The 13,774-nt window shown below is 72.4% G+C and carries 13 protein-coding genes; 7 read left to right on the top strand and 6 right to left on the bottom strand.

The window, feature by feature from the left end; all coding sequences use genetic code 11:
• The coding region (locus AP234_RS37230) for an SDR family oxidoreductase (RefSeq protein ID WP_160330436.1) at nucleotides 1–770 on the bottom strand (770 nt) is incomplete at its 3' end.
• A gap of 71 nt (nucleotides 771–841) precedes the next feature.
• Here AP234_RS37230 and AP234_RS13965 point away from each other — a divergent pair.
• Nucleotides 842–2,989: an acetate--CoA ligase family protein gene (locus AP234_RS13965; RefSeq protein ID WP_055480040.1), complete on the top strand. Its 2,148-nt coding sequence runs from the start codon at nucleotides 842–844 to the stop codon at nucleotides 2,987–2,989.
• A gap of 54 nt (nucleotides 2,990–3,043) precedes the next feature.
• On the opposite strand, the gene AP234_RS13960 is transcribed toward AP234_RS13965, so the two are convergent.
• Both AP234_RS13960 and AP234_RS13955 read right to left on the bottom strand, forming a co-directional pair.
• Nucleotides 3,044–3,709, bottom strand: a complete 666-nt coding sequence (locus tag AP234_RS13960) for an NIPSNAP family protein (RefSeq protein WP_235558161.1) — start codon at nucleotides 3,707–3,709, stop codon at nucleotides 3,044–3,046.
• A gap of 180 nt (nucleotides 3,710–3,889) precedes the next feature.
• On the bottom strand, nucleotides 3,890–4,753 hold the full coding sequence (locus tag AP234_RS13955) for an acyl-CoA thioesterase domain-containing protein (protein WP_055480038.1): 864 nt from the start codon (nucleotides 4,751–4,753) through the stop codon (nucleotides 3,890–3,892).
• A gap of 305 nt (nucleotides 4,754–5,058) precedes the next feature.
• Here AP234_RS13955 and AP234_RS13950 point away from each other — a divergent pair, with 305 nt between their 5' ends.
• On the top strand, nucleotides 5,059–5,856 hold the full coding sequence (locus tag AP234_RS13950; RefSeq protein ID WP_055480037.1) for an FCD domain-containing protein: 798 nt from the start codon (nucleotides 5,059–5,061) through the stop codon (nucleotides 5,854–5,856).
• Between the two features lie 54 nt (nucleotides 5,857–5,910).
• On the opposite strand, the gene AP234_RS13945 is transcribed toward AP234_RS13950, so the two are convergent.
• On the bottom strand, nucleotides 5,911–7,623 hold the full coding sequence (locus tag AP234_RS13945; protein WP_055480036.1) for a UGSC family (seleno)protein: 1,713 nt from the start codon (nucleotides 7,621–7,623) through the stop codon (nucleotides 5,911–5,913).
• The gene (locus AP234_RS13940; protein ID WP_055480035.1) at nucleotides 7,620–7,871 is read right to left on the bottom strand and encodes a hypothetical protein; all 252 of its coding nucleotides are present in this window, start codon (nucleotides 7,869–7,871) and stop codon (nucleotides 7,620–7,622) included. The genes AP234_RS13945 and AP234_RS13940 overlap by 4 nt, the downstream gene beginning before the upstream one ends.
• Nucleotides 7,872–8,052: 181 nt before the next feature.
• Here AP234_RS13940 and AP234_RS13935 point away from each other — a divergent pair, with 181 nt between their 5' ends.
• Nucleotides 8,053–8,460, top strand: a complete 408-nt coding sequence (locus tag AP234_RS13935) for a nuclear transport factor 2 family protein (protein WP_055480034.1) — start codon at nucleotides 8,053–8,055, stop codon at nucleotides 8,458–8,460.
• A gap of 26 nt (nucleotides 8,461–8,486) precedes the next feature.
• Here the strand turns inward: AP234_RS13935 and AP234_RS13930 are convergent, their stop codons facing one another.
• A complete protein-coding gene (locus AP234_RS13930; RefSeq protein WP_055480033.1) occupies nucleotides 8,487–9,251 on the bottom strand; it encodes an FCD domain-containing protein in 765 nt (254 codons plus the stop codon).
• Between the two features lie 50 nt (nucleotides 9,252–9,301).
• Between AP234_RS13930 and AP234_RS13925 the strand changes: the two genes are divergently transcribed.
• The 4 genes from AP234_RS13925 (at nucleotide 9,302) to AP234_RS13910 (ending at nucleotide 13,740) form a co-directional block, all read left to right on the top strand.
• Nucleotides 9,302–9,898 (top strand): VOC family protein, encoded by a 597-nt coding sequence (locus AP234_RS13925; protein ID WP_160330435.1) that lies wholly within the window; start codon nucleotides 9,302–9,304, stop codon nucleotides 9,896–9,898.
• On the top strand, nucleotides 9,895–11,448 hold the full coding sequence (locus tag AP234_RS13920; RefSeq protein WP_055480031.1) for an AMP-binding protein: 1,554 nt from the start codon (nucleotides 9,895–9,897) through the stop codon (nucleotides 11,446–11,448). The genes AP234_RS13925 and AP234_RS13920 overlap by 4 nt, the downstream gene beginning before the upstream one ends.
• 89 nt (nucleotides 11,449–11,537) lie before the next feature.
• Nucleotides 11,538–12,608, top strand: coding sequence for an acyl-CoA dehydrogenase family protein (locus AP234_RS13915; RefSeq protein WP_055480030.1), 1,071 nt, complete (start codon nucleotides 11,538–11,540; stop codon nucleotides 12,606–12,608).
• Between the two features lies 1 nt (nucleotide 12,609).
• On the top strand, nucleotides 12,610–13,740 hold the full coding sequence (locus AP234_RS13910; RefSeq protein WP_055480029.1) for an acyl-CoA dehydrogenase family protein: 1,131 nt from the start codon (nucleotides 12,610–12,612) through the stop codon (nucleotides 13,738–13,740).
• Nucleotides 13,741–13,774: the final 34 nt, after the last annotated feature.

Genomic DNA, 13,774 nt, shown 5'->3' with positions numbered 1-13,774 from the left:
AGGAACTCGACGGCCGCCGCCACCTCGTCCGCCGACTGGCCGCGCCCCAGCGGGATGGTCCTGGCGAGCCATTCGTCCAGCGAGATCCCCTCCCGCTCGGCCAGCTTGGCCAGGCCCGGGTTGGGGAACCGCGGGTCGCCGGCCGCGACGCCGAGCGGGCAGACGGTGTTGCAGCGGATGCCGAGCGGGCCCAGCTCGCGGGCGAGCACGGCGGTGAGGTGGTTGACCGCGGCGCGTGCCACGCCCACCACTCCGGCGCCCTCGACCGGGGTGAGGCCGGCGTACGAGGAGAGGGTCACGATCGCGCCCCCGCCGGCCGAGGTCAGCGCGGGCACGCAGGCACGGGCGATCAGCCAGGCCGTGGTCAGGTTCCAGTCGAGGCCGCGCCGCCAGGCGAGCGGGTCCACCTCGGCCAGCGGCCCGTCGCCCAGGCCGGTCCCGGTGGCGCCGACGAGGTTGCAGCAGGCGTCCAGACGGCCCAGCTCGGCCACGGCCGACGTCACCAGTTCCGCGACGGACACCGGATCGGTCGGATCGACGCCGAACACCGGGACCGGGCGCCCGCTGATCGCCGACACCTCGTCGGCGACCGCGCGCAGCGCCGCGTCGTCGGCCCGGCCGGTCCCGGCGGTGTCCCGCCCGGCCGGCGTGATCGCGTCGGCCAGGACGAGCCGTGCTCCCGCCCTGGCCAGCCGTACCGCCGTGGCCCGGCCGATGCCCGGCGGCCGGGCGGCTCCCACCACCAGAACCGTTTTCGAACTGAGCTCCATGGCACTCCCACACGCTACAGTATTTCTATCTATCTTATCCATGATTGAATCTTTGAGCTAGGCTCCGGGGCATGACCACACGCGACCACGGAGGCGGCGCACTCGACGTCGGCGGCCGCCCGCTCGCCCTGCGAGAAATCGACTGGAATCCCCTGTTCGCCCCCCGCGTCGTCGCGGTGATCGGGGCGACCGACACCGAGGGCAGCCCGCAGCGGACCCAGTGGCGGCAGATCCGCGAACGCCTCCTGGCGCGGGGCGCTCTGGCCGTCCACCCCGTCCACCCCAGCAAGCCCGCCGTCGACGGGGTGCCCGCTTTCCGTAACGTCCTGGACATCCCCGAGGACGTCGACGTGGCCATCCTGCTCGTCCGCGACCCCCTGCCCGTGCTGGAGGACTGCGTCGCCAAGGGGGTGCGCTTCGCCTTCGTCTTCGCCGCCGGCTTCGCCGAGCTGGGCACGGCCGAGGGGGACGCGGCCCAGCGGCGCCTGGCGGAGGTCGCCCGGGGCCCGATGCGGATCATCGGTCCGAACACGAACCTCAACTTCTACGAGCCGTGGCGGGACGGGCTCCCCGGGCGCAGGCTCGTGGTGCTGACCCAGTCCGGCAACCAGGGCCGCCCGATCGTGCAGGGCCAGGAGCTCGGCATCGGGATCCACACCTGGGCGACCCTCGGCAACGAGGCCGACCTGGAGTTCGCCGACTTCGCCGCGCACCTCGCGAAGTCGCCGGACGTGGGCGCGATCGCCGCGTACATCGAGGGGTTCGCCGACGGCCGCACCATGCGCCTGGCCGCCGACGAGGCCATGAAGGCCGGCGTGCCGATCGTGTGCATCAAGGTCGGGCGCACCGGCCAGGGCCAGGCGATGGCCAAGGCGCACACCGGGCACCTCACCGGCCCAGACGCGGTGCAGGACGCCGTGTTCCGCCAGTCCGGCGTCATCCGGGTGGACGACATCGACGAGGCGATCGAGATCTCCGGCGCGTTCTGCCGCACGCCGCCCCTCGCGGGCGACCGGGTGGCGCTGTGCGTCATGTCCGGTGGTACGGGCTCGCATGTGGCGGACCTGCTCGGCGTGGCCGGCCTCCGGCTGCCCCGGCTGGAGGAGCGCACGCTCGAACGGCTGCGCACCCTGCTGCCGGGCTACCTGCACATCGACAACCCGGTGGACACCGGCGGCATCGCGACGGCCCGGCCCGAGGGGCGCCAGGTGCTCGAGGCGCTGCTCGAGGACGCGAACACCGACGTCCTGCTCGCGCCGATCACCGGGGTGTTCCCCGGGATGAGCGACGCGATCACCCGCGACCTCATCGCGCTGCACGCCCGGGGCGGCAAGCCGATCGTGGTCGCCTGGACGTCGCCGATCCGCGACGCCGACCACCGGGCGCTGTGCGAGGCCGGCATCCCGGTCTTCCACTCGTTCCGCACGGCCGTACGCGGCATCCGGGCGATGGCGGACTTCTGGGCGGCGCACCGCGACTACCGCAGCCCGTTCGAGGACGCGCCGCGTACGCCGTCCCCGGCCGCCGCGGCGGTGCGCGACCGGCTCGCCGCCGGACCCCGGGGCGCCGTGCTGGACGAGGTCGCCGCCAAACGGCTGCTGCGGGAGTACGACATCCCGGTGGTGGCGGAGGCCGTGGCCGCCTCGGCGGACGAAGCGGTCGAGGCGGCGGAGCGTTTCGGCTACCCGGTCGTGGTCAAGGCGCTCGCCGACGGCCTCGCCCACAAGTCCGACCTCGGGCTGGTGCACGTCGGGCTCGGCGGCCCCGACCAGGTGCGCGACGCCTGCGCCCGCATCGACACCGCCTGTGCGGCGGCGGGGGTGCGGCACGCGGGCGTGGTGGTCCAGCCCCAGATCACCGACGCCGTGGCCGAGCTGATCCTCGGGGTCAGCCACCAGCCGCCCTTCGGCCCGACCATCACGTTCGGGCTGGGCGGGGTGTTCACGGAGGTCATGCGCGATGTGTCGTTCCGGGTGCCGCCGTTCTCCCGGGCCGAGGCGCTGCGCATGATCGGGGAGACCCGGGCGATGACCGTGCTCGGCGGCGTACGCGGCCGGCCGGCGGGCGACCTCGACGCGGTCGTCGACGCGGTGATGCGGCTCCAGACGCTGGCCCTGGAGGTCGGCGACGCGATCGCGGAGCTGGACGTCAACCCGCTGCTGGTGCGCCCGCGCGGCAGCGGCGTGGTGGCGGTCGACGCGCTCGTGGTCGCGACCTGACCCCCACGACCGGCCGGCCCGTACGCCGGGCCGGCCGGTCGGCGCCGTCCGCCGCTATTCCGGCCAGTCCTCGCCTCGGTCGGCCCGGCTGGGCTGACGGCCGATCCGCATCGGGGACAGCGGGGCGTCGACCAGCAGCATCCGGTCGAACGACGTGACAGACGCCCGCAGGCGGGACTTCCATCCGCCGTCCGCCGGGTCGGCGTCATAGGCCGTCTCGAACTCGGCCCACTGTTCGTACGTGGGCACCGCCCAGAGCAGGAAGCACTCCGAGTCGTCGCCGAGCGCGGTGCGCCACGCGCCCACCGGCTCCCAGCCGAACCGCGCGTAGTACGGCACGGCCTCCGCGCGGACCAGCTCCAGGAAACCGGCCGCCCCGCCGGGCGCCACCTTGACCTGCTCGTGCGCGTACAGCTCGCCGCGTACGCCGTCGGCGCACAGCTCCTCGATCGTGCGGGTCCACGGCGCCGGCAGGAGCAGCCGGTCGATGCCGCCGGAGCGCATGTCGGCGGCCGCGGCCCACCAGGCGGCGAGCTTGGGGTCCTGCAGGTCGGGGTGGCCCAGTTCGTGCCGGAACGACGACGCCAGCCCGGCGAATCCGTCCTCCTCCCAGATGTTCACCACGCCCGGCCACCACGCGGTCGAGCCGACGATCCCCCACACCCCGTAGCAGAGCTGGTTGCGCTCCTCCTGCGCGATCGGACTCCAGTTGGCGGTCATGTGCTGCATGTACCGGCCCCGGTTGGGCCCGGTGATCTCGATGAACTCGTGGATGTAGATCTTGTCGTTGATGGCTGACCTCCACTCGGCCCTCGGCGCGGGGCCTCCCGCACCGGCCGTTTTCCACTAAATGTCAATCATTGCATTGAAAGGAATCGGCGGACTCGGGCGGCCGCCGGGTCAGCCCGGTATCAGCCGCGCGGTCTGCCCGGCGACGCCGGCGAGCGTGGTCCCGCCCGACCACATGACGACCCGGCCCACGGCCATGCGCTCGGCGCTGGCCACCAGGCTCACGTCGAGCAGGATCCACTCGGCCACGGGCCCGCCCAGCAGGCGCAGCGACGCGCTGACCGTGATCGCCCCGGCCAGTCCGGGAAAGGCCCGGAGCAGCAGGTACGGCACATGGTCGCTGACCACGGCCAGCCGCACCTCGTCGGGCGCGGCACACCGCAGCCGCGCCCACAGCAGCGCCGAGGCGGCCGCCCCGGCGCCGGGGCGCTCCCCCGCCTCACGGACGTCGAGCAGCACGGAGGTCCCGGTGCCGGGCCCCGCCCGGTAGGTGCGTTCCGGACAGTCCTGCGGAGCCGGCGGCCGGGGCGGATCGGCGCCCCAGCGGACCTGTCCCGCCGCCGGGCCGGCCACCGCGGCCCCGACGAAGGCCGGCCGGCCCCGGTCCGTCGCGGTCACCCGGTAGTGGCCCAGCGACCTCCCCTCGGCGAGCGGCTCACAGTGCACGCCGAGCCGGCTGCCCGCCTCGACCGGCCGCAGGTAGCTCACGGAGAGATCGGCCAGCCGCCGTCCGGTCGACCGCCGGACCGCGTCGGCGAGCATCCCGAGACCCCAGCCGCCGAAGAGCCGGCCGTTCGGGCCGCAGAGCTCGGGGCCCACCGGCACCTCGAACGACGATCCCGCCGGGCCCGGGACGAGGCCGCCGCGCGGCCAGGGCGCCTCGACCGGGTCCTGGCCCGCTCCTCGGCCGGAACCGTCCTGCTCGCCGCCCGCGTCGGCGGGCGCCGGGCACTCGGTCACGTGATCACTCTCCATCGGCTCTCCTGATCGTTTTCCCGCCGCCTTCGGTGCGACCACACGTCTCCCGGAGAACTCCGCTCCCGCTCCCGTCTCCCCGGACAGACCCGCAACCCTACTATCATAGTAATGATTGACAGATCTTGGACACACGCCGACGCCGGCCCGGGGCGTACGGAATCATCGACCGGGGAAGCCGGTTCCCACCGCGACTTTCCCGTCCTCGAAACGCTAAGCTATAGCTCTAATGATTGTATGATTGACGGCGTGATCAGCTAGATCTTGACATCGCCGGTCCGTAATCCTGATTGGGGAGGAGTCCCGTGCGGCAACTACGACAGCCGCGTCTCGCCGAGATCGTCGCCGCCAAGCTACGCGACGACATCTTGGAAGGTCGGCTGACAGAGGGTGACAGCCTCCCTCGCCAGGAGCATCTGTTCACCGAGTTCCGGGTCAGCCTGCCCGCGGTGCGCGAGGCGATGCGCATCCTGGAGACCGAAGGTCTCGTCTCGGTACGGCGAGGCAACGTCGGAGGCGCCGTCGTACACCTGCCCACACCCCAGCGCATCGCCCGCACCATCAGCATGGTGCTGCAGACCCGGCGGACCACGATGGCCGACGTGAGCGGCGCCCTGCTGCACCTCGAGCCCACCTGTGTCGCGCTGTGCGCCGAGCGGCCGGACCGCGCCGAGACGACCGTGCCGGAGCTGCGCCAGGTGATCGCCGAGCAGCACGAGGTCCTCGACGACCCGAAGCAGTACGCCATGAAGGCCCGGCGGTTCCACGAGAAGATCGTCGAGACCTGCGGCAACGAGACGATGATCGTCATCATCGGTTCCCTCGAGACGATCTGGACCGCCCACGAGTCCACGGTGTGGCTGGAGGCGTCCCTGAACGAGCAGGCCGCCCCCGACTCCCCGGTGGCGCGCAAGTCGCTGCGCGCGGCGCTGCGCGACCACGAGAAGATCGTCGACGCCATCGAGGCCGGTGACAGCGCGGCGGCCGTCAGGCTGGCCAGCGCCCACCTGTCCGCCACGCGGCGATCGAGCCTGGAGTCGACCAAGAACCACACGGTGAGCACCGAGCTGCTCGACAACCTGGACTACGGCTCCAGCCGTTGACGGCACAGGGCGCGGCCACCGGGAACGCTCTCCCGATGGCCGCGCCCGCGCTTGTCAGGGGACGACGACCGGTTTGGTCACCGAGTTGGTGCCCCCGAAGCAGAACTGGCTGCGCCCCGCCTTGGCGCCGACCACGAAGAACTCGAAGCACTCCGCCGACGGGTTGACCGTGACCATCGTGTCCGGGGCGTCGAGCAGCCACCGCAGCTCCGGGTGTGAGGTCTCGAAGGCGTCCATCGACTGGTTCAGCATCAGCTGGCGGAACGGCAGCTTGGTGCGCCGGTGGATCGCCTCCCTGATGCGCTCTGGCGTCCAGCCTGCCGCCGCGAAGGCCGCGGCGTGGTCGGGCGCCATCAGCAGCATGTTGGAGAACGTGCCGTGGAAGGGATAGCCGGCGGACAGGGGCGCGTCCTGCTTGATCAGCCACGCGCCTGCCGCCGGCGTGCCGACCGCGTGGCTGGTGAGCGTCGACCAGCTCTCGATGAGCCGCTCGGGGTCGGAGTTCTGGAAGTCGAAGAACTCCGTCATTCCGTACGGCACGTTCACGGTCACCGTCGACTGCTCCGGGGCGAAGCCCTGCTGGACCCGCCAGGGGTCCCAGGGCGTGGCCTCCTCGTTCTCGGCCACGCACGCGGAGAACTTCATCGGGGTGCCGATCGTGTCCATGTCGGTGATGCCCGGATAGGACAGCCCCACGTTCATCATGATGAGGCGCAGCGCCCGGCCGATGGCGACGTTGACCGCCGAGACGGAACCGGGGCCGAGCGCGCAGATCCCCCGGTTCATCCCGATCTCGTCGGCGATCGGGCCGGAGACCAGCACGAGAGGCGCCTGCGGCCCGGTCGACATCGCCCAGGTGCGCAGCCCGATGGACGGATCGAGGATGCACTCCATCATGGCGAGGATCACCGGCATCGTCTCCGGACGGCACCCGGCCATGACCGCGTTCGCCGCGACCTTCTCCACCGTGCCGATGCCGAATCCGGGCGCGAAGTCGCCGATCACGTGGTCGCCGTCGAGTCCGGACGCCTCCACCATCGCGTCGACCTTGCGCCGGGTCGGGGGCATCAGCGGCATTCCGTCGCTCCAGCCGTTGACCACGAACCGGCGCTGCATCTCGTCGAAGGCGTCGAGCAGGTCCGCGCCGTCGTAATGGAGTTCCGGGGCGCCCTCGAGGACCATCGAGTCGAACTCGGGCAGCACGTCGTAGACGGTGCGGTCGGTCGTCAGGCAGGCGACCACCTCCTCGAAGGAGTCGTCGACCATGGCGCGGATCTCGTCGGTCGTCCTGTTCGAGAAGCACTCGGGGACGATCACCGGGCACGCCTCGGGCACACCGAAGGTCTGGGCGCTGAAGCGGGCGTCCTCGGTGAAGATCTCCGCGGTGTAGCCGATCGCGGGGACGCCCCGGCGCTCCACCTCGCACAGATCGCGCACGAGCCAGGAGCAGCAGCTGCCGCAGTCGGCCGTGGTGGCGACCACGGCGTCGGCCCGCCGCTCGATCAGGTCGAGCTGCTCCTCGGACAGGTAGCGGGTCGTGCCGCCGAGCGCCCCCGTCATCTCGACGAACGTCACCCCGGTGAAGCGGGCGTCGATGAGCTCCCGGGCCCGCGCGAGCGCGTCCAGGCCGTTCTGCTTGCCGTTCCAGTACAGCACCACGGTCGCCCCGTCCAGCGTGGCCGGCCGCGGCGCCGGAGGGAACCGGTCGCCGTCGGCGCGTGACCTCGGCGTCGCGACCGGATTGACGATGGTCAGCCGCGTGTTCATGCCAGAACCTCCACCACGAGCTCCTTTTCGGGGTTGCGCCGGCGCAGCGTCTCGGCCATGAGCTGCCGCAGCTCGTCCTGCGGCAGGATGCAGACGTCGTCCCGGCAGTCGGGGCCCGCGCTGCCGGGCCGGTAGCCGACGCGGATCACCGCACCGTCCTCCGCCAGGAGGGTGACCTCGCCACCGTCCCGGCGGACCATCCGATCGAACTCGGCGACGAGTCGCGCCCCGACCGATGTCTCCGCCATGTCTGCGCCCTCTCCTTCGTATCACCGTTCCGGATAATCCAGGAACCTAGTCTTCTCGTATGCCCGTAATCAATAGCTCTGCCAGGGATTAAACCAGGAACCTATACGTCGCACTCAGGGTACGGTCATGAACGACGGCGGGCCTCTATGATTGCCATCATTTACATGTTAGGCTGCCGTCATGTCCGACGCCAGCCCGGAGCACGACGACGTGCTCATCCGAGCGCTCATCGGGCGCGCCGCGTACCTCGCAGACGAGGGCACTCCCGACGACTACCGCTCGCTCTACACCCATGACGCCACCTGGACCTTCGGGGCCGACACCCAGACCGGCGTCGACGAGATCGTCGCGGCCACCCGGCGGCGGCGCGCCGGAGGAACCAGCGGACCCGGTACGGCCACCCGTCACCTGGTGGTCCCGCTGCACGTGACCGTCGAGGGCGACGCCGCCACCGCGGTGTCGTACTTCCTCTTCTTCTGCGACACCACGTCGACGCCCGTGGTCCGGGTGTTCGGCGTCTACACCGACGAACTCACCCGGACGGCCGAGGGGTGGCGGATCCGGCGGCGCGTGAGCCGCGCGGGATGACCGGCCGCTTCCGGCCTCCCGATCCGCTACCCGGGGCCGCCGAACTGGTGGACGTCAGACCAGGCGATCACCTGCGCGGTCTGGCGGGGGTAGCCCTGCCTGAGCCGCCGGCCGAGCTCCTCCTGGAGCTCACGCATGGCCTCGCGGGCCCGTTCGGGGTCTCGCGCGGCCACCGCGGCGTGCACGACGCGAAGACGCGCCAGCACCTCGGCGCGGTGCGGCTCGTCCGGCACATAACCCCCGCTGTTGACGATGGCGCGCAGTGCCGGGCTGAGAAACGCGAGCAGCTCGTTGTGGCCCGCGGCGGCCAGGCGCAGCCAATATCTTTCGTACGCCTCCGCGAAAGCGCGGTAGGACCCCAGCCCGCTTTCGATCTCGTCGAGATCCGCGGCCATCATGGCCAGCTCCTCGTCGGTCGCGTGCCGCGCGGCGAGCTCCGCCACACCGGGCTCGATCACCGTCTTGACGTCCAGCACCGAGTGCAGCGGCGCCCCGGCGAACTGCAGCAGCAGCGCGATCGTCGAGGCGAGGTTGCGCCAGTCCGGCTGGACGATCTCCGGTCCCCCGTTCGGTCCGGGGCGCATGACGATCAGGCCCTGGTGTTCCAGGAACCGGAGGGCCTCGCGGTAGGTGCCGCGGCCCACGCCGTGGCGTCGCATCGCCTCGGCCTCGGGATAGTAGCGGTCACCCGGACCCATGCCCGCCTCGCTCATGGTCTGAACGATCTGTCGGGCCACCTCGAGGGAGAGCTTCGGGCGCCGCACGGATCCGGCGCCGGGTTCGGGGCGCACATGGGGATTGTATGCGGCACGGCCGGGCGTTCCGGCCGGAAGGAGGGACCGTGCACGATCTCGGAATAGTGAGCCTGTGTCACGTCGGCCTGGCGGTCCGCAGCATCGCCGAGTTCCGCGCCACATGGGGCGCCCTGCTGGGCGTCGAGAAGTGGCTCGTCCAGAAGGTGGAGCAGCCCGACGGACTGCTCCAGCTCCACGGCGAGCTGCTCGCCGGGTCGAGGTCCACGGTGGCCATGGCCCGGCTCGGCGACATCGCGATCGAACTCGTGGAGCCGCACCAGGGCCGTACGCGCACGTCGCAATGGCTCGACGAGCATGGCCCCGGCATCCATCATCTGGCCTTCTGGGTCGAAGACCTCGGCCGGGCGATCGACGCGCTCGGCGAGCGTGCCGAGGTGAGCTACTCCCTCGCCGCGCGGCGTCCCGGCCTGACGCCGCCGTGGGGGGCGGTGGTGCGCGGCAGCGGGGCGCCGCCCGTGGCGCCCCCGCCCGGCGGTCCGGGATTCTGGGCCTACGTCGAGGACCGGAACGCGCAGGTGCCGTGGTGCCTGGAGCTGCTGGACGCGGGCAGCGCCGACACCGTGCGCGCCATCTTCGGCGATCACCTCGTCTATCCCGATCCCCCCTGCGAGGACCAGCGATGACCACCACGCTCGACGAGCTTCTGGCGTCCGCCGCGAAGGACGCGGCCGACGTCACCGCGTTGATCTGCGAGGGCGAGGCGGTCTCGTACGCCGAACTCGACGAACGGGTCCGGGCGGGCGCCGCGGCCTGGCAGCACCACGGCCTGCGCCCCGGCGACCGGGTCGCGGTCTGGGCCGTGAACACGATCGACTGCACCGTGGCCATGTTGTCCGCCGTCATCGGCGGCGGCGTGCTCGTACCGCTCAACCCCCGCTACACGATGTCGGAGGTGGGCGAGATCCTGCCGCGGGCCGACTGCCGTTTCCTGCTCGCACCCGACCTGATCGCGGGCCGCCGGCTGGCGGAGGAGGCCCGGTCGATCGCCAGCGCCGCCGAGGTCGTGACGCTCGGGGAGAAGGTGCCGGAGGGCGGGGTGAGCTGGCGCGATTTCGTCGCGGCAGCGGCCGGCCGCCCGGCGCCCCAGGTGGCGGCCGGCGACATCATGACGATCCAGTTCACCTCCGGCACCACGGGCCGCCCGAAGGGCGCGCTGCTGCGGCAGCGGCCGATGATCGTGACGGCGCGCACCTGGGCGGAGGTGGTCGGGCTGCGGCGCGGCGACCTCTACCCGGTGACCTATCCGCTGGCGCACATCGGCGGTTTCAAGACCGGGCTCATCTCGCCGTTCCACGCCCGCGCGACCGCGGTGCTGATCCCGGTCGTGTCGGCCGAGTCCGTCGCCGACGTCGTCCGCACCCACCCGGTCGCGTTCCTCAACGCTCCGCCCGCCGTGCAGCAGTACATCCTCGCGGCCCGGCGGGCCGGCGAGATCCCGGGCGAGCTCGCGATCCGGACGGCGGTCATCGGGTCGGCGATCGTCCCGCCCGTCCTCGTCCAGGGTCTCGTCGACGAGCTCGGCGTCGACGACGTGATCATCGGCTACGGGCTCACCGAGGCCACCGGGGTCTGCACCATGACCCGGCCGGGCGATCCGCTCGACCTGGTCTGCGGCACGATCGGCCGGCCCATCGACGGCGTGCGCGCCCGGATCTGGGCTCCCGACGCGACCGGGCACCCGGTCGTGGGCGAGATCGAGATCACCGGTGACAACGTCATGGCGGGCTACCTCGACGATCCCGACGCCACCGCCGAGGTGATCCACGACGGCTGGCTGCGTACCGGCGATCTCGGCTGGATCGGCGACGACGGCTACGTGCGGATCGCGGGGCGTGCCCGGGATCTCGTCATCGTGGGCGGGTTCAACGTCTACCCCGCGGAGATCGAGCACGCGCTCGCCGAGCATCCGCACGTGCGGGAGGCCGCCGTCGTCGGGGTGCCCGACGAGCGCCTCGGCGAGATCACGGTGGCCTTCGTGGTGCCGGCGGACGGCACCGGGCAGGACTGCGCCGGTGAGGAGGCTCTCGTCGGGTGGTGCCGGGAGCGGCTCGCGAACTTCAAGGTGCCGCGGCGCGTGTGGGCGGTCGACCGCCTCCCCCGTGGAAGCGTGGGCAAGGTGGCCAAGCTCGAGCTGCGCGAACGCGCCGTCGAGCTGCTGCGCCGGACCGGCTGAGCGCCGTCGCCCGCCGCCGGCACTTGCTCACCGGATCCATCAATGAAACTATCATTGTAATAATAGTCATAATCCACCTTCGGAGTGGCATGGACATCCAGCTCAGCGCGGAGCAGCGAGCGTTCCGCGAATCCTGTGGCAAGCTGGCCGCCGATCTCGCCGCGCGGTGGCACCTCGGCCGCGGCCCGCACGACGTCGCCTCCGCCGTCCCCGACGAAGCGGCGTGGTCGCGCGTCGCCGAGGCCGGCTGGCTCGCGCTGCGCCTGCGTGAGGAGAACGGCGGCGCCGGAGCGAGCGTCGTCGACGTGACCGTGCTCGTCGAACAGCTGGGCTACCACGCGGTGGCGGCCCCCGTGCTCGGCACGGTCATCGCCGCCGAGCAGCTCCAGACGTGGCAGGCTCCCCCGGGCCTGCTTCAGGAGATCGCGGAGGGCGCGGTGCGGGTGGCGCCGGCGTTGGACCGCGACCTGACGGGGTTCGCCGGGACCGCGGCGGAGGCCCTCGCCTGGGACGCCGCCGGCGCCGAGATGGCGGTGATCCCGACGAGCGGGGCCGTGCACGGCCTCGGCGGGCCGCTGCCCTTCACCGACCTGACCCGCGAGGTCCGGCCGCTCGACGGCCGGCCGGTGGACCCGTCGTCGCTCACGCTCACCGCGCCCGGCGACGACGCGGCGGCGCGGCTCGACGCGTTCGCTCTGAGCCTGCTCACCGCCGATCTGCTGGGCACGATGCAGTCCGCGCTCGACGCGGCCCTCGATCACGCCCGCACCCGCGTGCAGTTCGGCGCGCCCATCGGGTCGTTCCAGGCCGTGCAGCAGCTTCTCGCCGACAGCCACGTCCTCGTCGAGGCCACCCGCAGCGCCTCCTACTACGCCGCCTGGGCGGCCGACGCGCTCGACGGACGCGCGGCTTCGCGCGCCGCGCGTACGGCCAAGGCGTTCGCCTCGCGTTCCGCCGTCGAGGTGTGCGAGAACGCCGTCCAGGTGTTCGGCGGCATCGGCATGACCTGGGAGGCGCCGGCGCATGTCCGGCTGCGCCGCGCCCACGCCGATCGCCGGGTGCTCGGTGACGAGCACCACCACCAGGGAGTGATCGCCGACACCGAGTTCTCCGGCCCGGCCGATGCCGGCCGCGCCGAAGCCGACCCCTCCAGGAGCTGAGATGGACTTCTCCGACGCCCCCGCCGTCGCCGACTTCCGGGCGGGGCTGCGCGCCTGGCTGCGCGACCATCTGGACGAGCACCGCGACGCCAGCGGATACGAATCCGCCGAGTCGGTCGAGCGGACCCTGCGCTGGCACCGCGCCCTCGCCGGGGCCGGCTACGTGGGCGTCTCGCTGCCGGCCGCCTACGGCGGGCGCGGCCTGCCGGACATCTACGAGGCCGTGGTCAACGAGGAGCTCGCCGCGGCCGCCGCCCCGCCGCCGCCGCCGATCGGCCACATCGCCCACGCCATCGCCGACTTCGCCGACGAGGACCTCAAGGCACGGGTGCTGCCCGGCCTGGTCGGCTGCGAAGAAGTGTGGTGCCAGGGGTTCAGCGAGCCGGGAGCGGGGTCGGACCTGGCCGGGATCTCCACCACGGCGACGCCGGACGGCGACCGGTTCGTCGTCAACGGCCAGAAGATCTGGACCAGCGGCGCGATGTGGTCGCGCCGGTGTCTCCTGCTCGCGCGTACGGAGACCGACCTGCCGCGCCATCGCGGCCTGTCGATGCTCGTCGTCGACATGGAGACCCCCGGCGTCGACCGTCGCGAGATCGTGCTCGCCAGCGGCAGCCGGGAGTTCGCCGAGGTGTTCTTCGACGACGTGGCCGTACCCGCCGCCGACCTCATCGGCGAGCGCGGCCAGGGCTGGCGGATCGCGATGCACATGCTCGCGTACGAACGCGGCCCCGCCGACATGGGCTGGGTCGGCCGGCTGGGCCGGGTGCTGGCCGGCGCGCGGGACGACGTGCGCTCCGGCCGGGTGACGGCCGACGCGCCGCTGCGCCACCGCCTCGCGGCGGCCGCCGTCGACGTCCAGGTGATGCAGTGGCACGTGACCCGGTCGCTGGCGAACCGGGCCGCGGACTCGACCGGTTCCGGCGGCTCGGTCGACAAGCTGCTCGCCACCCGGGTCGAGCAGAACCTCTACCGCGTCACCGCCGACCTCGCCGGGCCGTCCTTCACGGTGGGCCCGTCGGGGCCGTTCGCGGACTACCTGTGGTCGCGCGCCCAGTCGATCTACGGCGGCACCCAGCAGATCCAGCGGCAGATCGTCGCGCAGCGGGTGCTCGGCCTGCCCCGCGGCTGAATCGTGCGGATGCGAGCGGGAAAGAGAACCGCTC

The organism is Sphaerimonospora mesophila (assembly GCF_001417795.1).
Lineage (GTDB): Bacteria > Actinomycetota > Actinomycetes > Streptosporangiales > Streptosporangiaceae > Sphaerimonospora > Sphaerimonospora mesophila.
The sequence above is the reverse complement of the archived record's forward strand: the minus strand, read 5'-3'. Positions and strand labels throughout refer to the sequence as shown.